Raw genomic sequence first — 20,871 nt, 5'->3', positions numbered from 1 at the left:
GACGCCTCCCACCACCGTACGAGCGTGCCCCGTCACCCGCGCGGCGCGGCCCCGCGCTTCGCCAGCATGTCCGCCATGAGGGTGAGCTCCGCCTGCTGTGCGTCGACCATGCCCTGGGCCAGCTCGCGCTCGACCGGGGTGGTGCAGAGCTTCGCGCAGCCCTGGGCCATCGCGACGCCGCCCTTGTGGTGGTCGGTCATCAGCTGGAGGTAGAGCACCTCGGCGTCCCGGCCCTGGGCGGCGCCCAGCCGCGCGAGCTCATCCTTGGTGGCCATCCCGGGCATGAGCGCCCCGCCGGGCTGTACGGCCGTCCCGTGCCCGGAGTGCCCGTCGCCGTGCCCGCCGTGCCCGCCTTGCCCGTCGCCGCCGTCACCCATCCAGGACATCGCGGGCTCGTCGGCGAGCACCTTCGGCAGCCCCCACAGGTCCAGCCAGCCCAGGAGCATGCCCCGCTGGTTGGCCTGGGTGTTGGCGATGTCGTACGCGAGGGTGCGCACCGGCTCGTCCTGGGTCCGGTCGCGCACGACGAAGGACATCTCCACCGCCTGCTGGTGGTGTACCGCCATGTCCCGGGCGAAGCCCGCGTCGGGAGAGCGCAGCCCGGGAGTGGCGGCGGCCCGCGCGGCCGGTCGGTCGTCGCCGTCGCCGTTCGCGGCGGCGGCCATCGTGGCCACGGCCGCGAACAGCAGCGCCAGCAGCACCGCCGTGCCCGAAACCCAGTACGTACGGGGGACGCGGGCCGGGCGGGTCGTCGTACCGGTGTCCGTACCGGTGTCCGGACCGGTCACTTGGTCAGGCCGTTCGTGCAGGCGGCGCCCGGCTCGGGGGTCTGCTCGCCCTGCACGTACTTGGTGAAGAACTGCGCCACCCGGGGGTCGTCCGCGCTCTCCACCGTCAGCTGCTTGCCCCACGCGCTGAGCATGATCGCCCCGGCCTGCTCCTTGACCGGGCTCATCAGCGAGTACGGGGTCTTCTCCACCCGCGCCGTGAGCTTGTCGAGCTCGGCCTGGGGGGCCTTGTCGTTGTACGTCACCCAGACCGCGCCGTGCTCCATCGAGTGCACGGCGTTCACGTCGGGGACGGCGGCCTTGTAGACGTCGCCGTTGCAGTTCATCCAGCGGGGGTGGTGGTCGCCGCCGACCGGCGGGTTCATCTCGTACTTCACCGGGGTCTCGACGTGGGTGCGGCCCAGCTTCTTCGCGTCCCAGACCTGCTCGCCCTCGACGGGCTTCTTGCGGATCTCCTGCTGCTCCTTGAGGAGCTTCTCCGCGGCCTGCGCCTTGCGCTTCTCGGTCTGCTTCTGGTCGATCAGCACCCAGGCGCCGAAGCCGACGAGTCCGGCGACGATGACGGTGGAGACGGTGATCGCGATGGCCTTGTTGCGCCGTTCGCGCGCCTGCTCGACGCGGCGCATCTCGGCTATCCGCGCCTGGCGGGAGTTCGGGTCGGTGTGGTTGGTGGTCCTGCTGGCCATGTGCCCTGGTTCCTTTGGCTGAGGGGGGTGGATGAGCGCGGAATACGGGACCCGTCAGGTCCGCAGCACCTGGAGCACATGCAGGTCGGGGGCGCGCGCGAGCGGCTCGGGCGGCCGCGTCCACCCCGCCCCGACGCCCCGGACGGGGGTCTGCGGCCCGCCGCCGGCCGGCACCGCGGCGGGCTGCGGCGCGGGCAGCACGGCCGGCACCGCGTGCGCGAGGGGCGAGCAGCCGGGCAGGTCGTACGGGGAGACGCAGACGGCGTGCGCCCGCGCCTCGTCGGCCACGCGCTCGGCCCCACCGGGCCGCGAGCAGAGGAAGAGGCCCCCCACCAGCACGGCGACCACCACTCCGACCAGCATCGCGACCAGCGCCCCGGACATCGCCCGGAACGCCGCCGATGGCCCCGGCGGAAGCGCGGCACGCCGAAGCGGCGGACGTCCACGACGCCCGCGCCGCGTGTACTGCCGGCCCCCCATGGGCGCAGATGGTAATGCTCATGTCGGGCCGGAGGTCAGTGCGGGGGTGTCACGACCTTTCGGGGGTGCGTAATGTGGCGGAAACCACCGCCGGCGATACTGGGCCGGCCCGACTGTGGCCCGCTCCTCGGGGAGGTGGTGCACAGGCCGTCTGAACTGCGAGGATGAAGGCATGGACAAGCAGCAGGAATTCGTCCTCCGGACGCTTGAGGAGCGCGACATCCGCTTCGTGCGCCTGTGGTTCACCGACGTACTGGGCTTCCTCAAGTCCGTCGCGGTCGCCCCGGCCGAGCTGGAGCAGGCCTTCGACGAGGGAATCGGCTTCGACGGCTCCGCCATCGAGGGCTTCGCGCGGGTCTACGAGTCCGACATGATCGCCAAGCCGGACCCGAGCACGTTCCAGATACTGCCGTGGCGCGCCGAGGCCCCCGGGACCGCCCGGATGTTCTGCGACATCCTGATGCCGGACGGCTCCCCGTCCTTCGCGGACCCGCGCTTCGTGCTCAAGCGCATCCTGGCGAAGACCTCCGACCTGGGCTTCACCTTCTACACCCACCCGGAGATCGAGTTCTTCCTGCTGAAGGACAAGCCCCTGGACGGCACCCGCCCGGTGCCGGCGGACAACTCCGGCTATTTCGACCACACTCCGCAGAACGTCGGCATGGACTTCCGCCGCCAGGCGATCACGATGCTCGAATCCATGGGCATCTCGGTGGAGTTCAGCCACCACGAGGGCGCCCCCGGCCAGCAGGAGATCGACCTCCGCTACGCCGACGCGCTCTCGACGGCCGACAACATCATGACCTTCCGCCTGGTCATGAAGCAGGTCGCCCTCGAACAGGGCGTCCAGGCCACCTTCATGCCGAAGCCGTTCTCGGAGTACCCGGGCTCGGGCATGCACACCCACCTGTCCCTCTTCGAGGGCGACCGTAACGCCTTCTACGAGTCGGGCGCCGAGTACCAGCTCTCGAAGGTCGGCCGCTCCTTCATCGCGGGTCTGCTGAAGCACGCCGCCGAGACGGCCGCCGTCACCAACCAGTGGGTCAACTCCTACAAGCGCATCTGGGGCGGCTCCTCGCGCACCGCCGGCTCCGGCGGCGAGGCCCCTTCGTACATCTGCTGGGGCCACAACAACCGCTCGGCCCTGATCCGCGTCCCGATGTACAAGCCGGGCAAGACGGGCTCCTCGCGCGTCGAGGTCCGCTCGATCGACTCGGGCGCCAACCCGTACCTCACCTACGCAGTGCTCCTCGCGGCGGGCCTCAAGGGCATCGAGGAGGGCTACGAACTCCCGGCGGGCGCCGACGACGACGTCTGGGCCCTCTCCGACGCGGAACGCCGCGCGATGGGCATCGAGCCCCTCCCGCAGAACCTCGGCGAGGCCATCGCCCTGATGGAGCGCAGCGAACTGGTCGCCGAAACCCTCGGCGAGCACGTCTTCGACTTCTTCCTGCGCAACAAGAAGCAGGAGTGGGAGGAGTACCGCAGCGAGGTCACGGCCTTCGAGCTGCGCAAGAACCTGCCGGTGTTGTAGCCCGCGTGCGCGGTGCGACGGGGCCGACGGTCATCTCGACCGTCGGCCCCGTCGTGCGTCGTGCGGGCCTCAGCGGACCGCGCGGTGCCAGGTGGGGGTCGTCGGAGTCCTGGGGGTGGTGGTGATGTGGAGGTTCGCGTCCAGGCCCAGGACCGCCGTCGTCGTGCCGGAGAGTTCCAGGACCGCGCCCGGGGCGCCCGCGTAGAGCATCGCGGACTCCGTCCACGCCGGGGGGCCGCCGAGGCCCGTCGTGCTGATCGTCCCGGTGTCCGCGCGGCCCGAGACGAGGCGGCCCGCGACGCCGACCGCGCCGTAGCCGGCCCGGCCGCCGGCCTCCGCGACGCTGGAGACCTGGGGCTTGCCGGAGGTGGCCGTGACCAGGGCCGTGCGGACGACCCCCGAGTCCGGGCGGCGGAAGTACAGGCGGACGCCCGCGCCGTCCGGGACCGCCGTCAGCGGGACCGTCGTGGCGGGCAGGCCCGTCTCGAAGGGGCCGACCAGGGGGGCGGTCGGGGTGGGCTGGATCCAGGCCAGGACCGACTTCGTGGTGGTGGCGTACACGTGGCGCCGCCCGGCGGAGTCGACCGCCGTCACCGGATCGCTCTGCAGGTCCTCGCCGCCCACGCGGTGCCACTCGGAGAAGCCGCCGTCCGCCTGCTGGGTCGAGGCGCGCAGGGTGCGGCGGGAGTCGCGCAGGTAGACCGTGACGCGGCCGTTCGCGTCGACGGCGGCCGAGGGGGAGCTGATCGCGGAGGTGCCCTCCTCGTCGGTCCGCTCGGGGGTGCCCAGCGACTGCCACGGCCCGAACGGGCCGTCGGGCGCGGACTGGACGGAGTACACGACCTCGCGCCGGTACTCGACCGGTACGGATCCCAGCGTCGTGCGGGTGGCCAGTACCCCGACGCGGCCGTCGGGGAGTCGGACGGCGCCGGCGCCCGGGTCGATGCCCGTGCCGGGGAGGAGCGCGGGGCCCGTCCAGGCCCCGGCCGGGGTCCGGGTCCAGTACGCGGTCTGCCCGTCGAGGGTGGCGAAGGCCCAGAGCCGGCCGGGCGTGCCCTCCGTCATCCAGGAGGTGAGGTCGCCGCGGCTGTAGCGCAGCGACTGCGCCCAGTTCTTGCCGGTCGGATTGCCCGCGACCTTGCGGTCGCCGCAGCCGGAGGGGCTGCCGCAGTAGTTCTCGCCGTCCTGCCAGGCGTAGGTCTTCAGGAAGCCGGTCTTCACGTCTGCGGTCTGCGGGTCCAGCGCGTGCGGCAGGGTGCCGTTGTGGTAGCCGAGGTAGTTCTGCACGGAGAAGCGCGGACGGTCCTGGACCCGCTCGGCGTAGTCCGCCGCGGCGGCCTGCACGAAGCGGGCGCCGTACATGTGGTCCTGGTGGTCGGTGTACTTGCCGGGATCCCCGTACCGTCCCGGCGTCGGGTCCTGCATCCGTATCGTCGTCGGCCGGTACCGCTCCAGGACCCCGGATATCGTCCGTATGAGCTGGGCCTTGCCGTACGTGAACTGCTGCTTGACCGGGGTGCCGGAGGTCAGCTGGGACGCCAGTGCCGGTATCCGCCCGTTCCACAGGCCGCGCAGGCTGTCCGGGTTGTCGCCGCCGGTGCTGCGGGCCTCGCGCAGCTGCAGCCACACCAGGTTGACCTGCGGCTTCGCTATGAGCACGTCGAGCTCAGCCTGTCCGCCTCCGGCCGTGGGTATGACCGTACGGCGCCACGCGCTGGTGCGGTCCCCGGTGGCCATCTGCGCGTAGGCGGAGCGTATGCCGTTCTGCCGGGCCTCCGCGTAGTGGGCGCGGTCGGCGGGCTGGTCCGGGTCCTTGGCGGCGCCTCCGTTGGCCCGGTTGACGCCGTCGGCCTCGCCGGAGGTCAGGTAGGCGGTGGTGACCGGGGTGCCGGCGAGCAGGGAGCGGACGAGGTCGGGGTTCATGAAGAACAGGTCGTCGTCGGGGTGGGCGACGACCTGCACGACCGATCCGGCGGTCACGCTGGCGGGCAGCGCGGCGGCAGGACCCTTGTCCTGGGTGGCCTCGGCCGACGTCTGCTGGGCTGCGGCCACGGCGAACACGCCTGTGGTGCCCGCGGTGAGCACCGTGAGCAGGGCCGCGAAACGGCGACGGGTGAGTGGCATTGGGTCACGCCTTGGGGGGTCAGGTCCGGGGCGGGAAAAACCGCTGATCAGTCAGAGAGAGGCGAAATCGGCGGACTTGGTTCACCGATTTCGTCGATGACCGCCGCATTTCGAAATCGACCGGACGTGATGGTGCCCCGTGGAGGTTTTGGTCCCGATATGTGGCCGGAATGTGGAGGCTGTTGCTCCGCTCCTGGGGTCGACCTCGTGCCGCGTGAGCGGTGGTGCGCGATCCTGGCGGCCGCTTCCTACGGGGCCGTGTTGCGCGGGCCCACCGGTTGCCAGGGCGCCAGCCGCGCGTCCGGGGCGTCCGCCGACGAGGTCACGTACAGCCGCGCGTCGAGCCCGACCACGGCCAGGCTCACCATGTTCCTGCCGGTCGTCGTGGAGGAGGGCGCGCCCACGAACATCAGCGGCGACCGCTCCCACGGCCGGTCCCGCCCGAGTTCCGAGCCCAACTGCCCGCCCGCCGTGCGGCCCGCCAGTACGTGCCCGCTCGCCGTCACCGCGCCGAAGCCCTGGAGCCCGCCGAGGTCGGTCAGGTTGTTCACCTTCAGTCCGCCGTCCCCGGTGACGAGTGCGGTGCGGACATTGCCCGATCCGGGCTTGCGGAACCACAGTCGCACCCCGCCCTCGCGGCCCGCCGCCGTCAGCGGGAGCGTGGTGTCGGGCAGGCCGGTGGCCGTGGCCGGGCCCAGCGGGGCGCCCGGCTTGGACTGTACCCAGCCCAGCACCGTCTTGGAGGTCGTGGAGAAGACCATGCGCCGCCCGGCGCCGTCGGTCGCGGTGGCCGGGGTGCCGTGCAGGTCGGCGCCGCCGTAGCGCTCCCACGGGCCCCAACTGCCGTCCGCTCGCTGCACCGTGCCGCGCAGGGTGCCCGCGCCGTCGCGGACGTACGCCGCCGGTTGCCCGGTGCCGTCGAGGGAGACGGCGGGGGCGCTGATGTCGGAGGTCCACGCCTCGTCGGCGACCTCGGGCGTGCCCAGCGACCGCCATTCCCCGAACTCCTTCGAACCGGGTGCCTGCTGGACGGCGTACACGACCTCGCGCCTGTAGTCGGCGGGCTTCGCGCCGAAGGAGGTGCGGGTGCCGAAGGCGGCTGTCCGGCCGTCCTTGAAGGTGAGGGTGGACATGCCCGGGTCCATGCCGGTGCCGGGCAGCAGGGTGGGGCCGGTCCAGGGGCCGACGAGGCCGGCGCGGTGCCAGACGGCGACCTGTCCGTCGAGCACCTTGAAGGCCCACAGACCGTGGTCCGCGTCGGAGGTCAGCCAGGAAGTGCTGTTGCCCCGGGCGTAGTTGACGGTGTCGGTCCACCGGTTGCCCGCCGGGTGGTCGGCGACCTTGAGGTCGCCGCAACCGGCGGCGCTGCCGCAGTGGTTCTGCCGGTCGAGCCAGGAGTACGTGTCCAGGCTGTCCAGTTTCTCCTTGGCCTCGCCCGGGTCCAGGGTGCTGGGGAGGGAGCCGTTGAAGTAGCCGATGTAGTTCTGGAGCGCGAAGTGCGGGCGGTCCTTGACGTCCTTCGCGTACGCGGCGGTGGCCAGCTGCACGAAGCGGGCGCCGTAGAAGTGGTCCTGGTGGTCGGTGTACCGCTTGGTGTCGGGGAACCGGCCGGGGGTGGGGTCCTGGGCGCGGATGGTCGTCGGCTTGTACTGCTCCAGTACGCCGACGAGGGTCTGGACGACCTGCTCCTTCGTGTACGAGAACCGCTGCTTGACGGGGGTGCCGGAGGCGAGCATCGACTCCAGGCGGGGGATCTTGCCGTCCCACAGGCCGTGGAGGCTGTCGGTGACGGGCTCGTAGACGTTGCCCGCCTCGTGCAGCTGCAACCAGACGAGGTTGACGTGGGGTTTGGCGACGAGGACGTCCACCTCGGCCTGGGCGCCGCCCTTGGTCGGGACGACGGTGCGCTTCCAGGCACTGGTGCGGTCGCCGGTGGCCATCTGGGCGTAGGCTGCGCGGATTCCGTTCTGGCGGGCCTCGGCGTAGGCGGGCTTGTCGGGGCGGGTGCTCTTCTCCTTGGCGGCGCCGGCGTTTATGCCGTCGGCTTCGCCGGAGGTGAGGTAGACCGAGGTCACGGGGTGGCCGGCGGTTATGGAGTAACGCAGGTCCGGGTTCATGAAGTAGAGGTCGTCGTCGGGGTGCGCGACGATCTGGAGCACCCGCCCGGGATCGGGCGCGTCGGCGACCGCGGCGGGGGCGACGGCCCTGCCGTCGGACGGGGCCGGGTGGTCGAGCCGGTCGAGGGCGTCGGCGCCGCGGAGCACGAGCATGCTGCCGGCGAGGGTCGCGGCGACGAACGCGACGACCTTGACGAGGGCGGCCCGGTGGTGCCGGTCCCGCGCCGCGGAGGGTCCGGGTCCGGGTCCGCCGCGGCCGCGGCGCCGGCCCTCGGGGACGTGCCCGGCCCCGCCGCCGGTCGCCCGCCCGCCACCGCGGACTTCGGCGTGCGCCCGGTCGCTGTCGTACGGGGGCTCGTCCTGGCCCCGGCGGGCCCGGAGGGGGGCCGGTTCGGTCGGTGTGGTGTCCCTGCGCCGGGCCCGGCGCCCGCGGCCCCGGTCGGCCTCCGCTCCCGCGCGGCGGGACCGGCGGCGGGCCCCGCGGCCGGGCGCGTCCTCCCGGGATCGGGAACCGTTCACCGCCCCGGTGTCGTATTCGGGGTGGGGGCCGGCGGCCGAACGCTCTTGCACGGGGCTCCTCCTGGCCTGGTGGCGGGGAGCGGGCCCCAAGTTGAACTAAACATTCAGATAGTCAGATAAGTCGCCTCATGATACGTCGCTGATCATCCCGTGCCTCGAACGCCGCTCCGGCTAGGCTCGCCCCAGGCAGACGGCGGCAGCGACGACCCAGGAGGCGGCGGGATGACAGTCCCGGGACGCAGGAACAGCACCTTCATCCAGCTGCTCCGCAGCGGATTCACCGACCCGCAGACCGCCGCCCGGCTGCTGGAGAACGAAGCGCTGGCATCCGTACGCACCGATCCGGTACTCCTCGACGCCCTGGGCGCGACCGCCGACCCCGACCTCGCGCTCCTCGGGCTCGTACGGCTCGCCGAGGCCCAGACCTCGGAAGAGCGGCCCCTCCTCCTCGACACCCTCGTCGCCGCCAAACCCCTGCGCGACCGGCTCCTCGGCGTGCTCGGCGCCTCCGAGGCGCTCGGCGACCACCTCACCCGCCACCCCCGGGACTGGCAGGCCCTGGTCACCTACGAGGCCGCCGACCTGCACCCCGGCCTCGCCGACTTCGAGCGCGGACTGGCCGACGCCCACGACCCGGTCGGCCTGCGCGTGGCCTACCGCCGCTGCCTGCTCTCCATCGCCGCCCGCGACGTCTGCGGCACCATCGACGTCGCCGAGACCGCCGCCGAACTCGCCGACCTCGCCACCGCCACCCTCCGCGCGGCCCTGCGCATCGCGAGCGCCGCCGCCCCCGAGGACGCCGCCCAGTGCCGCCTGGCCGTCATCGCGATGGGCAAGTGCGGCGGCAACGAACTCAACTACGTCTCCGACGTCGACGTGATCTTCGTCGGCGAGGCCGCCAACGGCACCGAGGAGCACAAGGCCCTCCAGGCCGCCACCCGCCTCGCCTCCCACCTCATGCGGATCTGCTCCGAGACCACCGTCGAGGGCACCATCTGGCCCGTCGACGCCAACCTCCGCCCCGAGGGCCGCAACGGCCCCCTCGTCCGCACCCTCTCCTCCCACCTGGCCTACTACCAACGCTGGGCCAAGACATGGGAGTTCCAGGCCCTCCTCAAGGCCCGCGCCGTCGCCGGCGACCCCGACCTCGGCGCCGAGTACGTCGACGCCATAAGCCCCCTGGTCTGGCAGGCCGCCGAACGCGAGAACTTCGTCGCCGACGTCCAGAAGATGCGCCGCCGCGTCGTCGACAACATCCCCGCCGCCCAGGTCGACCGCGAACTCAAACTCGGCCCCGGCGGCCTGCGCGACGTCGAGTTCGCCGTCCAGCTCCTCCAGCTCGTCCACGGCCGCCACGACGCCACCCTCCACTCCGGCACCACCCTCGACGCCCTCCACGCCCTCGCCGCCGGCGGCTACGTCGGCCGCGCCGACGCCGCCCAACTCCACGACGCGTACCGCTTCCTGCGCGCCATGGAACACCGCATCCAGCTCTACCGGCTGCGCCGCACCCACCTCGTCCCCGAGGACGAGAACGACCTGCGCCGCCTCGGCCGCTCGCTCGGCCTGCGCACCGAACCCGTCGCCGAACTCAACAAGGCCTGGCGCCGGCACGCCTCCGTGGTCCGCCGCCTGCACGAGAAGCTCTTCTACCGGCCGCTGCTCGACGCCGTCGCCCAGCTCACCCCCGGCGAGACCAGGCTCTCCCCGCTCGCCGCCGGCCAGCGCCTCGAAGCCCTCGGGTACGCGGATCCGGCCGCCGCCCTGCGCCACCTCGAAGCCCTCGCCTCCGGCGTCACCCGCAAGGCCGCCATCCAGCGCACCCTCCTGCCGGTGCTGCTGGGCTGGTTCGCCGACTCCGCCGACCCGGACGCCGGCCTGCTCGGCTTCCGCAAGGTCTCCGACGCCCTCGGCAAGACCCCCTGGTACCTGCGCCTCCTGCGCGACGAGGGCGCCGCCGCCGAGAACCTCGCCCGCGTCCTGTCCGCCGGACGCCTCGCCCCCGACCTGCTGATGCGCGCCCCCGAGGCCGTCGCCCTGCTCGGCGACCCCGAAGGGCTGCAGCCCCGTACCGGCGAGGCCCTGGAGCAGGAGGTCATGGCCGCCGTCGGCCGCGCCGACAGCGCCGAGGCCGCCGTCACCGCCGTGCGCGGGGTCCGCCGCCGCGAGCTCTTCCGGACCGCCGCCGCCGACATCATCGGCTCGTACGGTACGGAGGACAGCCCGGCCGAGGAGGACCACGGAGCCCTCGTCGACCGGGTCGGCGGAGCCGTCTCCGACCTCACCGCCGCCACCATCGCCGGAGCCCTGCGCGCCGCCGTCCAGTCCGAATGGGGCGACACCCTGCCCACCCGCTTCGCCGTCATCGGCGTCGGCCGCTTCGGCGGGCACGAACTGGGCTACGGCTCCGACGCCGACGTCCTCTTCGTCCACGAACCGCGCGAAGGCGTCGACGAGCAGGAAGCGGCCAAGGCCGCCCAGACCGTCATCGCCGAAATGCGCCGCCTGCTCCAGCTCCCCACCGCCGACCCGCCGCTGCTCATCGACGCCGACCTGCGCCCGGAGGGCCGCTCCGGCCCCCTGGTCCGCACCCTGTCCTCGTACGCCGCCTACTACCGCCGCTGGTCCCTGACCTGGGAGAGCCAGGCCCTGCTCCGGGCCGAACCGGTCGCGGGCGACGCCGACCTCGGCGCCCGCTTCATCGACCTCATCGACCCCCTGCGCTATCCCATGGAAGGCCTGGGCGAGGACGCGGTCCGCGAGATCCGCCGCCTCAAGGCCCGCATGGAATCCGAACGCCTGCCCCGCGGAGCCGACCCCACCCTCCACACCAAACTCGGCCGCGGCGGCCTCAGCGACGTCGAGTGGACCGTCCAGCTCATCCAGATGCGGCACGCCTGGTCCGAACCGGGCCTGCGCACCACCCGCACCCGCCAGGCCCTGGCCGCCGCCCACGCGGCCGACCTGATCCCGACCGAGGAGGCCCAGATCCTCGACGAGGCCTGGGTCCTCGCCACCCGGGTCCGCAACGCGGTCATGCTGGTCCGCGGCCGCGCCGGCGACACCTTCCCCTCGGAAGCCCGCGAACTGTCGGCGGTCGGCCGCTACCTCGGCTACGCGGAGGGCACGGTCGGCGAGATGCTGGACGACTACCGCCGCATCACCCGCCGGGCCCGCGCGGTGGTGGACGAGCTGTTCTACGGGGCGTAGCCGAGGTCACGCACCGGTGAGCCTCGGGGTGCGTGCCGCCGCGTGTAGCCTCCACGGGTGAATTCGATCGAACGAATAGCAGAACGGCGTCGTGCGTCGGCCGCTGCGAAGAGCGGCCCCGCCACGGCCGCGTCGCGGCTCGGCTGGCTGGACGCCCTGCGCGGCATCGCGGCCCTGTCGGTCGCGGTGTACCACCTGGCGCTGCCGTTCTACTGGGTGCCCCACGGGACCAGGGTGCCGTACTACCTGGACCCCGGGATCTTCGGCGTCCTGCTGTTCTTCCTGGTCAGCGGCTACATCATCCCCGCCTCGCTGGAGCGGCGCGGTGACGTGCGGGCGTTCTGGGTGGGCCGGGCCTTCCGGATCTATCCGGTCGTCATCGTCACCGTGGTCGCGGCGCTGCTGCTCCTGCCCCGCAAGCACACGGTGGTGGCGGACGGAGCGTTCGACCACCCGCTGCTCGCGTTCGCCGGCAACGGGCTCATGCTCCAGGACGTGACGGGAGTCCCCAACGTCATCGGCGTGATGTGGACCCTCACCTACGAGATGGTCTTCTACTACTTCGTCACGGCGCTGTTCGCGCTCGGGTGGCACCGCAAGAGCGCGCCCATAGCAGCCGGTTTCGCGGCCGTGGCGCTGGTGCTGGGCGGCTGGATCGCCCTCGGCACGCTCTCCGTCAACCCGTCGAGCACCCGGCACCTGGTCCTCGCCTGCGCCACCGTCGTGGTGATGGCGATGGCCTGCATCATGACCGGCAAGCAGGCCCTGATCAGGGGCGGCGGGCTGCTCCTCGGCGCCCTCGGACTGGTGCTGATCGCCCTCAACAGCCGCGCCGCGGCGTTCGAGACCATGATGATCTTCGCGACGATGTTCTCCGGCACCGTGCTGTACCGGCTGGAGCACGGCCAGATCGAACGTGCCCAGGCCCTTCTGACCTGCGGCTTCGTCGTCGTCTGCGGTTTCCTCACCGGGTACCTGTACAACCACGGGCAGGCCCTCTCGCAGACCTACAGCGGCTCATGGATGGCGTGGTCGTTCGCCTACCTCGCCGCGTGGGCGGTCTTCGCCGCGGGCATGCTGCTCCGCAAGCGCCGATTCCCGCGCTGGCTCAGCTGGCTCGGCGCGATCAGCTACTCCCTCTACCTCCTGCACAACCCGCTGATCCACGGGATGAACTGGATGCTGGAGGGCCGTGCCCCCATCCACAGCTGGACGGGCCGGGCCCTGCTGTTCACCGGCTTCATGGCCGCACTGACGGTCGTGAGCTGGCTCAGCTACCGCCTGGTGGAGCTGCCCTTCCAGAACCTGGGCCGGCGAGTGCTGAAGTCCGTGGCGCGACGGATCCCCCTGGAGTCACCCGCGCCGGCCCAGGACCGGACCGTGACGGCGCCGGCCGAGACGACCGCCCCCGCGCCGTCGGCGACGGAGCACGAACCGGTCCTGTCCCACCGTCGGTGACCCGCTCCGGGTGATGCCCTGAGCGGGCGGAAGCCGCCCCGGGCCCCCGCCGCCGACCCCTGTGCGGCGGCGAGGGCCCGAGTCCCGGAGGTCCGGTCGGGCTACGGGATGGGCTTGTCGTAGAACTTGTCGGCGTTCGAGTCGTAGATCTCCTTGCCCTGGGCGTCGTAGCCCTTGATGCGGGGAGCCTGCGTGACGCGCTGTTCCAGGGTTCCCGTGGCGGCGAACCAGCCGTGGTCCAGGGCGGCCTCCGCGGTGACGCTGCCGTACGTCACCGTGACGCGGGCTACGCGGGAGGTGTCCACCGTGCCGATGCTGCCCCAGCGGTAGGGGAGCTTCCAGGGGCCCTCCGTGCTCAGGCGCTGGAGGTAGAGCTTGCCGCCGTTCATGTCCGGGACGACGGCCCGGTCGCCGGGGGCGTCGTCCTTGCCGACGGAGGTGTTCAGGTTGCTCGCCTTGTCGCTCTTGACGTTGCAGATGAGGCGGATGGGCAGCGGAGTGTCCTTGACCGCGACGATGAAGCGGCCGGCGCCGGGGCTGTTGTCGTTGCCGGTGCTGCGCTGCGCCAGCAGGATCCGGTAGTCGGCGGCCTTGCCCAGGTCCTGCCGCGGCGGGGCCCCCGCCACGGCGGCGTGCTCCGCGTCCATGGCGAGGCACTGCTCCAGCCCCGCGGCCGCCGCCTGGAGGTCGATGCCGTCGGCGAGCTGGCCGGGGGTCGCGGGGGCGGCCGGTCCGGTGGACGGGGGCGGGGTCTGCGGTGCGGTGGTGGGGGGCGTGGTGCCGCCCGCCGCGGAGACGCGGGACGACGGCCCGCCGCCGTTGAGGGCGATGGCCGTCGCCGGTACGAGTGCGAGGACGGCCAGCGCCGCGCCGGCGACGGTCAGCCTGCGCCGCCGCTGCTCCGCACGTCCCTGCCGGAGGATCTCCGGGAGGGGCGCGGAAGAGGGGCGCACGGTCGCCGCGCCGAGGGTCAGCCGGTCCCGCAGGTTCACTTCGAAGTCGCCGTTGCCGTCCACAGGGCCGCCCTCTCTTCTGTTGTCGTACGTGTCGTACGTGTCGTCGTGGTGCGCGCCGTGGTCGTGGCGAACTGGTCCATGCCGGGCCACGCGCGCAGTTTCGCCAGGGCCTTGGAGGCCTGGCTCTTGACGGTTCCGGGGGAGCAGCCGAGGACGTCGGCGGTCTCGGCCTCCGAGAGGTCCTCCCAGTACCGCATCACCACCACCGCCCGCTGCCGGGCGGGGAGCCCCGCCAGCGCGTCCATCAGGACGCTGCGCTCGTCGGCCCATGCCACGGCGTTGTCGCGCACCGACGTGTCCGGGACGGCGTCCGTCAGCCGCTCCCTCACCCGGCGCTTGCGGAACCGGTCGCTGTTGCAGGTCACCAGCATCCGGCGCACGTACGCCTCCGGACTGTCCATGCGCGACACCCGCCGCCACGAGCGGTACGCCTTCGCGAGCGCGCTCTGGGTCACGTCCTCCGCGTCGTGCGGATCGCCCGTCAGCAGGTACGCGGTGCGCACCAGGTGAGTCCAGCGCGCTGCCACGAATGTTTGGAAATGAGCTTCTTGCTCGGCGTGCATCGCCACCCCCTTCGCCCTCTTGACCACCTCCTGTTCGGATTCGGTTGCCCGGGGGCGGGGAGTCTTGTGGAACCGGTGACGACTACGCCCCGGACTTCGGGCGGTACGTGCACACGTGCACTCCCGTTCCGCTGACGACGGTCGAGACGAGATCGAACGTACGGAGCACCCCGTCGGCCGGGTAGATCGTCTTGCCGCCGCCGAGGAGCACCGGCAGGATCATCAGCCGGAGCTCGTCGACGAGCCCCTCCGCCAGGAGCGCCCGGGTGAGGGACGCGCTTCCCATGACCACCAGGTCGCGGCCGTCGGACGCGCGGAGCTTCCCGATCCGGTCGAGGGCCTGGTCGCCGGGGATGAGCGTGGTGTTGTTCCACGTCAGCTCGTCCTCGCCGAGGGTGCCGGACACGACGTACTTGGCGACGCCGTTCATGTGGTCGGCGAACGGGTCGCCGGCCCGGTCCGGCCACGCCGCCGCCATGGTCTGCCAGGTGCGGCGGCCGAACAGCAGGGCGTCGGTCTCGGCCGACCACTCGGCCAGGGTGCCGCCCATCACCTCCGGGTCGAAGAACGGGTGGGACCAGCCACCGTGGGCGAACCCGCCGTCACGGTCCTCGTCCGGGTGGCCGGGGGCCTGGACCACACCGTCCAGGCTGATGAATTGACCGATCGCCATACGCATGGGACGTCTCGCTTCCTGACCTGTCGAGTTCGTTCGCGACACGGGAAAAGCTATGTTGCGTTCAGATTCGAGGCAATTGCAGCGCCAGCCAACACTGGCATCAATGCAGGTAGGTTGATTGGGATTGTTGCAATGAGCTTGCCGCTGAATGCAAAGTCGGGACCTGGGGCATTGCAATGACCTCGATGTGAACGCATGCTGTCAGCCGGAGCCCAGAGCGTCGCAGGAGGTGCACCCCCGTGCCCGGAGGCAGGCTGACCCAGGAGGACCGGCGGCGGATCGCCGCCGGACTGGCGGACGACCTCTCGTACAACGAGATCGCCAAGCGGCTGGACCGGCCGGCGTCGACGGTCACCCGCGAGGTGATGCGCAACGGCGGCCCCAACGACTACCAGGCAGACCGGGCGCAGCACGCGACCGCGCGGCGGGCCCGCCGGCGCAAGCGGATCACGGGCTCGCCGGCGACGAGGCCCGTCGCGCCGCCCGACCCGTACGGGCGCGACCCGCAAACCCTGCGCGGCTTCGAGCAGCGGTTCACGGAAGTGCTGGTCGACACCGGGCTCCCGCGCATGGTGGCCGGCGTCCTCGGCTGCCTCTACACCACCGACAGTGGCAGCCTCACGGCCGGCGAGCTCGCCGAGCGGCTGCGCGTGAGCCCGGCGTCCGTCTCCAAGGCCGTCGGCTACCTCACGACCCAGGGTCTGATCCGGCGCGAACGCGATGCCGGACGGCGCCGCGACCGGTACGCCATCGACGAGGACATCTGGTTCCACTCGCTGGAGGAGAGTTCCCGCCTGAACTCCGCGCTCGCCGACGTGGCCCGGGAGGGCGCGGGCCTCCTCGGAGCCGACACTCCGGCCGGCGGCCGGCTCGACTGCATGGGCCGGTTCCTCGGCCATGTCGGGGAGGACCTGACGCGGGCGGCGCGGCACTGGCGGCAGGTGTTCGCCGCACGACGGGCCACGTCCACGGACCCGGCGTGAGTCCGTGGACCGCCCCCCGCCCGGCGCCCTACTTGGCGTTGTCCTCGGCCCGGGTGTGGGCGACCAGGGCGTTGGCGTGGCCGTGGCCCAGGCCGTGCTCGGACTTGAGCCAGTTGACCAGCTCCATGTGCTTGGTCAGGGGGGAGGAGCGGATGAGCTCCTTCCATTCCGAGATCGGACGGCCGTACTTCTTCTCGATCGAGGGGAAGTACGCGGCGCCCTGCAGTGAGTCCGACATGTCGTCCGTGCCTTTCGTGCGGTTCGGGTTTCGGGAATGAGTGCGGGAGTACGTGGGCGGCGGGGCCGCTAGCGGCGGACTCGCCGCGCCGTCACGGCGGCCAGTCCGATGAGACCGAGCGAGGCCCCTGCCGTGAAGGACAGTACGGAGACGGCCGATCCGGCGAAGCCGGCGAGGACGGCCACCGGAAGCACGCGACAGGCGATCGCCCAACCCCGCCGCCCCTCGGCGCCGAAGCGACGGGCCAGGACGAGGAAGGCGGCGCACAGCGCAAGGTAGCCGATCATGCCGCCGAGCATGTGGACCGTGCCGTGCGCGCTCAGCACAGGGGCCGCGGAGTCGGGGGTGCCGACCGGGAAACCGGCCCCGGGGTCGGCCGAGAAGACCGCGCTGACCAGGAACGACGCGCCGAACACCCCGACCAGCCAGGGCGCGGCGCGATGGCCGGGGCCCTGGGTCAGCGCGCGGCGCATGCCGACCGCGCCGGCGATCAACAGGGCGCCCGCGACGAGGAAGTTGGCCCTCTGGATCCAGCCCGGGTCGCCGAGGCTCAGCTGGCTGATGGCGTTGCGGGTGAAGTCGAAGCCCTCACGGGTGAGGCCCTGGGCGATCCCCACGGCCAGGAACAGCGGACCCGCCACGACCGCGCACTTCAGCAGCCCGTGAGCCGAGGCCGCGGAAGCGGTGGTGGCGGCCGTGGCCGGGGCGGCGGAGGGGCTGATTGTGTGGGTCATGGCATGCCTTCCTCGTTCGCCGCTCCCACCCGGGGGCCGGGCCGGCGGCGTTGGAATCTCGTCGCATGTATGACCGGGGGTCCCCGCCGAACTCATCGGCGTCCGGGGAGTGACCCGGGTCACATCTCCGGGGGAGGTTCGGACACCACCTGTCTGCACCAACGGCCCGATGGTCCGGTCCTTCGTGCGCATCGCCCGCGAACTCGGCACGATGTCCCTGTGAAGGGTCTTGAGGAGTCGAGCGGAGACGGCGCGACGACGGACGAACTGTTCGCCGGGGCGCTGGTCGAGGTCGCCACGGACGACGACGAGGGCGCCGTCCCCTTGCTCGTCGCCCTGCACGGCCGTCCGACCCGGGAGGTCTTCGACCGCGCGGCGCGGCTGCTGGCCCGCGAGGACCCGGTGGAGCGGGAGTTGGGCGCGCGGGTGCTGCGCGAGCTGGGCCCGTACGACGACGAAGGGCGCCGGCCGTTCACCACGGAGACCATCGCCGTCGTCATCGCCGAGATGGGGGACGAGCCCGACCCGTGGGTCCTCGGTTGGATGATCTCCGTACTCGGCTACCACTGCGCCCACCAGGCCCTCGACCTGGTACTCGACCACCGGGGCCACCCGGCCCAGCCGGTACGTTTCGCGGTCGCCGCCGCCCTGCCCGCCCTCGCCGATCCCGACCACACGGAGCGTCGGGTCGTGGAGACCCTCCTGAGGCTGGCCGAGGACGAGAACGAGGATGTGCGCTGGTACGCCGCGTACGCGCTGTTCAACGAGACGGCCGGGGTCGGTGACGAGCAGCGGAGACTCTGGGCCGGGCACCTGATCGCGCGGGCCGACGCGCAACGCGGCGAGGAACTGGCCCACATCGCCACGACCCTCGACGACGACGCGGATCCGACCCTGCGGGCCCTCCTCGCGGAAGGTGGCTCACGCGGCTTTCGCAGTACGGCAGTTGGCGCAGTTGCCGGGAGTGGGGGATCGGAAGGCGAGGTCGCAGCCGTCGCAGGTCTGGAGGGGATGGACCTGTAGGTCCGCCGTCCTGGGGCCGCCGACCGGTTGAGCCCGGAGGACGGGCGGGCGCAGCACCTTGAGGCGGTGGGCCAGGAGGGCGGCGGGGGACCGGATCGGCTCCAGCGGGAGGCACCCGGCCAGACTGCCGCTCACGGCGGCGGGGGTGATGCCGCGCTCCAGCCAGGTCGTGACGCCGGGCGCGAGGCGGGCGACGTCTCGCTCCGAGAGCAGCAGGCGGGGGTCGCGCAGGCGGAGGCGGGCCAGCAGGTCGGCGGCCTCCTGGTGTTGCCCAGGGCTGGTGGGGGCGGGCGGCGGCGGAGCAGCCTTGGCGTAGGTGGTCGGTGCGGGAGCCGGTTCGTACGTCGGCTCCGGGGCCGGGGCTGCCGGAACCGGGCGCGGTGCAGGAGCTGGGGCCCGGTCGGCTGGAGCCGTTGCGTCCGGGCGCATGGCGAGCGGGACGTTGTACGACACCGTACGGGTGACGACCTGCCCCGACGGGAGTCGCTCCCGTGTGCGGGACAGGTAGCCGTGGGCTTCCAGTTCCCGCAGGGCCGAGGCGATGCGGGTCTCGCCCTCGGTGAACCGCTGGGCCAGGGCCTTGATCGACACGTCGGCACCGGTGGGCAGGGACTGGATGTGCGCGGACAGGCCGATCGCCGTCAGGCTCAACTCGCGGTGCTGGACGAGGTGGTTGCCGAGCTTCACGTAGCGCTCGCGCTCACGTTGGTTCTCGTGTCCGACACCCGGCCTGCGAATGTCGTACGGAGGGCGTGAGGGCGCGCTAGGCTGCTGTTCAGCCATGGGAAGGTCTCTTCTTCCTGAGCGGTGAGGCCCTCGGCCGGGATGGCAGTCCCGTCGGGGGCCGTTCGCATGTTTGGGGGTTGTCGAGGCCGAGCCTGCCCTGCGAAATGCCCAATGCGCCAGCCGGGTTGGCCGTATTCACCCGACCGAGTGAGCAGGTGGGGTTTGGTTTGGAAGGGTCATTTCCCTGGGTCTTAGAAGTGGTTTACGTCGCGCCTTACCGTCGCGCGGGCAACCGGATCGTGGAAACCCAGACCCGGTGATTCGGGTTCCGGTAGAGCGATTTCCGCCCAGACCGTTTTCAGTGGTACGGGGCCGGGGGTTGTGCCCCACTTGTCGGCGAGTGCCGCGACGATGACGAGGCCCCGTCCGGATTCGGCGTCGGGGGGCGGGAGTTCGCTGGTGGATGGGGGTTCGCATTCACTGCGGGTGTCGCTCACCTCGATACGGAGCGTGGCGCCGGCGGCGGTGAGCCGCAGCCGGAACCTCCGCCCCGGGACGCGGCCGTGCGTGACGGCGTTGCTCGCGAGCTCGGCGACGACCTGGGCCGCGTCGTCGAAGGGGATTCCCCACTCCGCCAGTTGGGCGGCGGCGAGCTGCCGGGCGGCGCGGGCGCCGTGCGGGCCGGCGGGGAGGGTGGCGACGAAGGCGATTGCCTGGTTCACGTGACTCAGCGTGTCGAGGCGTGCGTAACCTGAATAGGGAAGAGGTCGCTGTGTACGGCGGCTGTCCCGGGCTGTCCAGCCATGTCCCGCCTGTCCCTTGGGGGTGGAGTGAACACAGACGCCAATGACGAGTCTGCCGAATCGAGCTGGGAACTTGATCCCGAGGAGGAATCGGGGGCGGTCATCGCCACCGTGGGACGACAGTTGAAGATGTGGCGCGAGGCGGCCGGGCTTGACCGTGCGCAGTTCGGTGCGCGAATGGGATACGGGCCGAACCTCATCTATAAAATCGAGCGGGGAGCGAGAATTCCTCGCCCGGAATACCTGGAGAAGGCGGATGAGATTCTGGGCGGGGGCGGAAAGCTTGCCGCGATGAAGGCCGATGTGGAAAGGGCTCGGTACCCCAAGAAGGTCCGGGACCTGGCCAAGCTGGAGTCCGACGCGGTGGAGCTGGGCGCGTACGGGAACCACAACCTGCACGGTCTGCTCCAGACCGAGGAGTACGCGCGGGCACTGTACGAGATGCGGAGGCCGGCGTTCTCGTCCGACGAAGTGGAGCGGTACGTCGCCGCCCGCGTGGCGCGGCAGGAGGTGTTCCATCGGAGGCCGTCGCCGGTGCTGACCTTCGTGCTGGAGCAGGTCACGCTGGAGCGGACCATCGGTGGGCGGGACATACTCCGCAGGCAGTTGGAGCATCTGCTCGACATCAGTCAGCTGCGCAACGTCGAGATCCAGGTGATGCCGACAGACTCCGAGGACCATGCCGGGATGGGTGGCCATCTCCAAGTGCTCAAGTTGAGGGATGGTTCCACGGTCGGATACGTCGAGGCGCAGCTGCCGACCCGCCTGATCACCGACGCCAAGGACACCCAACTCCTCGAACTCCGGTATGGGATCATCCGTTCACAGGCACTCAACCCACGGCAGTCGAGGGCCTTCATCGAGAAAGTGCTGGGAGAGACATGAGCATCAAGCCCTCGGTCGGCGACCTTTCCGCACTGGAGTGGGTGAAGAGCAGTTACAGCGCCAGCGACAGCAATGAGTGCGTCGAAGTCGCCTGGACGAAGAGCAGTTACAGCGCCAGCAACAGCAACGACTGCGTCGAGGTCGCGGTGGTGCCGGAAGCAGTCCTCATCCGGGACTCCAAGGACGTGGACGGGGGGGCCCGGGGGGGGGGCCCCCCCCCCCGGCCCGGCCTCGGGGGGGGCGGCGCGGGGGGGGGGGACGGGCCGGTGGGGTGCGGGCCCGCCCGGCGCCGGGGGGGGGCGCGC

At 71.9% G+C, this 20,871-nt stretch carries 19 protein-coding genes; 7 read left to right on the top strand and 12 right to left on the bottom strand.

The genetic code is table 11. From position 1 onward, the window contains the following. Positions 1 to 32 precede the first annotated feature (32 nt). From ACFYYJ_RS35860 to ACFYYJ_RS35850, 3 genes are read right to left on the bottom strand one after another with little or no spacing between them, the layout of a single operon-like run. A complete protein-coding gene (locus ACFYYJ_RS35860; RefSeq protein ID WP_389138434.1) occupies positions 33 to 788 on the bottom strand; it encodes a DUF305 domain-containing protein in 756 nt (251 codons plus the stop codon). Beyond that, the gene (locus ACFYYJ_RS35855; protein ID WP_389138431.1) at positions 785 to 1,474 is read right to left on the bottom strand and encodes a DUF3105 domain-containing protein; all 690 of its coding nucleotides are present in this window, start codon (positions 1,472 to 1,474) and stop codon (positions 785 to 787) included. Before ACFYYJ_RS35855 ends, ACFYYJ_RS35860 begins: the two co-directional genes overlap by 4 nt. A 54-nt stretch (positions 1,475 to 1,528) precedes the next feature. Beyond that, positions 1,529 to 1,858 carry a hypothetical protein gene (locus tag ACFYYJ_RS35850; protein WP_385357909.1) on the bottom strand — a complete coding sequence of 110 codons (330 nt, stop codon included), beginning with the start codon at positions 1,856 to 1,858 and terminating at the stop codon, positions 1,529 to 1,531. Positions 1,859 to 2,126: 268 nt separating this feature from the next. On the opposite strand from ACFYYJ_RS35850, the gene ACFYYJ_RS35845 reads away from it, so the two are divergent. After that, positions 2,127 to 3,488, top strand: coding sequence for a glutamine synthetase family protein (locus ACFYYJ_RS35845; RefSeq protein WP_365167959.1), 1,362 nt, complete (start codon positions 2,127 to 2,129; stop codon positions 3,486 to 3,488). A gap of 69 nt (positions 3,489 to 3,557) precedes the next feature. On the opposite strand, the gene ACFYYJ_RS35840 is transcribed toward ACFYYJ_RS35845, so the two are convergent. Both ACFYYJ_RS35840 and ACFYYJ_RS35835 read right to left on the bottom strand, forming a co-directional pair. After that, positions 3,558 to 5,612, bottom strand: coding sequence for a PIG-L family deacetylase (locus ACFYYJ_RS35840; RefSeq protein WP_385357920.1), 2,055 nt, complete (start codon positions 5,610 to 5,612; stop codon positions 3,558 to 3,560). Between the two features lie 248 nt (positions 5,613 to 5,860). Beyond that, positions 5,861 to 8,299: a PIG-L family deacetylase gene (locus tag ACFYYJ_RS35835; RefSeq protein ID WP_389138426.1), complete on the bottom strand. Its 2,439-nt coding sequence runs from the start codon at positions 8,297 to 8,299 to the stop codon at positions 5,861 to 5,863. A 171-nt stretch (positions 8,300 to 8,470) separates the two neighbouring features. On the opposite strand from ACFYYJ_RS35835, the gene ACFYYJ_RS35830 reads away from it, so the two are divergent. Together ACFYYJ_RS35830 and ACFYYJ_RS35825 are read left to right on the top strand one after the other, a co-directional pair. Then, positions 8,471 to 11,458 carry a bifunctional [glutamine synthetase] adenylyltransferase/[glutamine synthetase]-adenylyl-L-tyrosine phosphorylase gene (locus ACFYYJ_RS35830; RefSeq protein WP_385357926.1) on the top strand — a complete coding sequence of 996 codons (2,988 nt, stop codon included), beginning with the start codon at positions 8,471 to 8,473 and terminating at the stop codon, positions 11,456 to 11,458. 57 nt (positions 11,459 to 11,515) lie between these two features. After that, a complete protein-coding gene (locus tag ACFYYJ_RS35825) occupies positions 11,516 to 12,916 on the top strand; it encodes an acyltransferase family protein (protein WP_389138422.1) in 1,401 nt (466 codons plus the stop codon). Between the two features lie 101 nt (positions 12,917 to 13,017). Here ACFYYJ_RS35825 and ACFYYJ_RS35820 read toward each other — a convergent pair whose 3' ends face one another. The 3 genes from ACFYYJ_RS35820 to ACFYYJ_RS35810 all read right to left on the bottom strand — a co-directional run bounded on the left by ACFYYJ_RS35820 (position 13,018) and on the right by ACFYYJ_RS35810 (position 15,174). Next, on the bottom strand, positions 13,018 to 13,932 hold the full coding sequence (locus tag ACFYYJ_RS35820; protein ID WP_389138419.1) for a hypothetical protein: 915 nt from the start codon (positions 13,930 to 13,932) through the stop codon (positions 13,018 to 13,020). Next, the gene (locus tag ACFYYJ_RS35815) at positions 13,905 to 14,495 is read right to left on the bottom strand and encodes a SigE family RNA polymerase sigma factor (RefSeq protein WP_389138416.1); all 591 of its coding nucleotides are present in this window, start codon (positions 14,493 to 14,495) and stop codon (positions 13,905 to 13,907) included. Before ACFYYJ_RS35815 ends, ACFYYJ_RS35820 begins: the two co-directional genes overlap by 28 nt. An 82-nt stretch (positions 14,496 to 14,577) precedes the next feature. Next, positions 14,578 to 15,174: a dihydrofolate reductase family protein gene (locus ACFYYJ_RS35810; protein ID WP_389138413.1), complete on the bottom strand. Its 597-nt coding sequence runs from the start codon at positions 15,172 to 15,174 to the stop codon at positions 14,578 to 14,580. A 239-nt stretch (positions 15,175 to 15,413) separates the two neighbouring features. Between ACFYYJ_RS35810 and ACFYYJ_RS35805 the strand changes: the two genes are divergently transcribed. After that, positions 15,414 to 16,157, top strand: a complete 744-nt coding sequence (locus tag ACFYYJ_RS35805) for a MarR family transcriptional regulator (RefSeq protein ID WP_389138410.1) — start codon at positions 15,414 to 15,416, stop codon at positions 16,155 to 16,157. A 28-nt stretch (positions 16,158 to 16,185) separates the two neighbouring features. On the opposite strand, the gene ACFYYJ_RS35800 is transcribed toward ACFYYJ_RS35805, so the two are convergent. Both ACFYYJ_RS35800 and ACFYYJ_RS35795 read right to left on the bottom strand, forming a co-directional pair. After that, a complete protein-coding gene (locus ACFYYJ_RS35800; RefSeq protein ID WP_384581146.1) occupies positions 16,186 to 16,395 on the bottom strand; it encodes a DUF4287 domain-containing protein in 210 nt (69 codons plus the stop codon). 68 nt (positions 16,396 to 16,463) lie between these two features. Beyond that, positions 16,464 to 17,129, bottom strand: a complete 666-nt coding sequence (locus tag ACFYYJ_RS35795; RefSeq protein ID WP_389138407.1) for a DUF998 domain-containing protein — start codon at positions 17,127 to 17,129, stop codon at positions 16,464 to 16,466. A 219-nt stretch (positions 17,130 to 17,348) separates the two neighbouring features. On the opposite strand from ACFYYJ_RS35795, the gene ACFYYJ_RS35790 reads away from it, so the two are divergent. Next, positions 17,349 to 18,152 (top strand): hypothetical protein, encoded by an 804-nt coding sequence (locus ACFYYJ_RS35790; RefSeq protein WP_389138404.1) that lies wholly within the window; start codon positions 17,349 to 17,351, stop codon positions 18,150 to 18,152. On the opposite strand, the gene ACFYYJ_RS35785 is transcribed toward ACFYYJ_RS35790, so the two are convergent. Beyond that, positions 18,051 to 18,935, bottom strand: a complete 885-nt coding sequence (locus ACFYYJ_RS35785) for a helix-turn-helix domain-containing protein (RefSeq protein ID WP_389138401.1) — start codon at positions 18,933 to 18,935, stop codon at positions 18,051 to 18,053. The genes ACFYYJ_RS35790 and ACFYYJ_RS35785 overlap by 102 nt on opposite strands. A gap of 194 nt (positions 18,936 to 19,129) precedes the next feature. Beyond that, positions 19,130 to 19,600 carry an ATP-binding protein gene (locus tag ACFYYJ_RS35780; protein ID WP_389138398.1) on the bottom strand — a complete coding sequence of 157 codons (471 nt, stop codon included), beginning with the start codon at positions 19,598 to 19,600 and terminating at the stop codon, positions 19,130 to 19,132. A gap of 81 nt (positions 19,601 to 19,681) precedes the next feature. On the opposite strand from ACFYYJ_RS35780, the gene ACFYYJ_RS35775 reads away from it, so the two are divergent. Together ACFYYJ_RS35775 and ACFYYJ_RS35770 are read left to right on the top strand one after the other, a co-directional pair. Further along, on the top strand, positions 19,682 to 20,566 hold the full coding sequence (locus ACFYYJ_RS35775; RefSeq protein ID WP_389138395.1) for a helix-turn-helix domain-containing protein: 885 nt from the start codon (positions 19,682 to 19,684) through the stop codon (positions 20,564 to 20,566). After that, positions 20,563 to 20,871: DUF397 domain-containing protein (locus tag ACFYYJ_RS35770; RefSeq protein ID WP_389138497.1), on the top strand; the 309-nt coding region annotated here is incomplete at its 3' end. The genes ACFYYJ_RS35775 and ACFYYJ_RS35770, both read left to right, overlap by 4 nt.

The sequence above is a fragment of the Streptomyces sp. NPDC002467 genome (assembly GCF_042889825.1).
Lineage (GTDB): Bacteria > Actinomycetota > Actinomycetes > Streptomycetales > Streptomycetaceae > Streptomyces.
The sequence above is the reverse complement of the archived record's forward strand: the minus strand, read 5'-3'. Positions and strand labels throughout refer to the sequence as shown.

Excerpts from the sequence above, each read along its gene's own strand:
- ACFYYJ_RS35830 (WP_385357926.1), top strand. The coding sequence starts at position 8,471 with ATGACAGTCCCGGGACGCAGGAACAGCACCTTCATCCAGCTGCTCCGC.
- ACFYYJ_RS35785 (WP_389138401.1), bottom strand. The coding sequence starts at position 18,935 with ATGGCTGAACAGCAGCCTAGCGCGCCCTCACGCCCTCCGTACGACATT.
- ACFYYJ_RS35795 (WP_389138407.1), bottom strand. The coding sequence starts at position 17,129 with ATGACCCACACAATCAGCCCCTCCGCCGCCCCGGCCACGGCCGCCACC.
- ACFYYJ_RS35855 (WP_389138431.1), bottom strand. The coding sequence starts at position 1,474 with ATGGCCAGCAGGACCACCAACCACACCGACCCGAACTCCCGCCAGGCG.
- ACFYYJ_RS35775 (WP_389138395.1), top strand. The coding sequence starts at position 19,682 with ATGTCCCGCCTGTCCCTTGGGGGTGGAGTGAACACAGACGCCAATGAC.
- ACFYYJ_RS35810 (WP_389138413.1), bottom strand. The coding sequence starts at position 15,174 with ATGCGTATGGCGATCGGTCAATTCATCAGCCTGGACGGTGTGGTCCAG.
- ACFYYJ_RS35800 (WP_384581146.1), bottom strand. The coding sequence starts at position 16,395 with ATGTCGGACTCACTGCAGGGCGCCGCGTACTTCCCCTCGATCGAGAAG.
- ACFYYJ_RS35815 (WP_389138416.1), bottom strand. The coding sequence starts at position 14,495 with ATGCACGCCGAGCAAGAAGCTCATTTCCAAACATTCGTGGCAGCGCGC.
- ACFYYJ_RS35840 (WP_385357920.1), bottom strand. The coding sequence starts at position 5,612 with ATGCCACTCACCCGTCGCCGTTTCGCGGCCCTGCTCACGGTGCTCACC.
- ACFYYJ_RS35850 (WP_385357909.1), bottom strand. The coding sequence starts at position 1,858 with ATGTCCGGGGCGCTGGTCGCGATGCTGGTCGGAGTGGTGGTCGCCGTG.
- ACFYYJ_RS35845 (WP_365167959.1), top strand. The coding sequence starts at position 2,127 with ATGGACAAGCAGCAGGAATTCGTCCTCCGGACGCTTGAGGAGCGCGAC.